A 327-nucleotide genomic window follows, 5' to 3' on the forward strand; every position below is an offset into this window, starting at 1 on the left:
CCCCGCGGATCTGCTGGACCACACCCGCCACTACACCTTCGACACCGCGTAGGAGTCGACTCGCGCCGGTTTGCCCTCCGGGCCGTGCGGTACCCGCGCCGCACACACCGAGAGGACGAAGGAGGGATTCACCCGTGTCGCAGGTCGAGGAATCCATCGAGGTCGGCGTGCCGGTGCACACCGCCTACAACCAGTGGACGCAGTTCGAGACCTTCCCCGAGTTCATGAGCGGGGTCGAGCGCATCGAGCAGCGCACCGACACGCTCACCCACTGGGTGACCAGTGTCAACGGCGTGCACCGCGAGTTCGACGCGGAGATCACCGAGC

At 67.0% G+C, this 327-nt stretch carries 1 protein-coding gene; it reads left to right on the forward strand.

Annotated elements, in window-relative coordinates:
* Nucleotides 1-134 precede the first annotated feature (134 nt).
* A partial coding sequence (locus tag OO70_RS50900) for an SRPBCC family protein (protein WP_043688521.1) occupies nt 135-327 on the forward strand: 193 nt, incomplete at its 3' end.

It is taken from the genome of Streptomyces xylophagus (genome assembly GCF_000716435.1).
Classification (GTDB): Bacteria; Actinomycetota; Actinomycetes; order Streptomycetales; family Streptomycetaceae; genus Streptomyces; species Streptomyces xylophagus.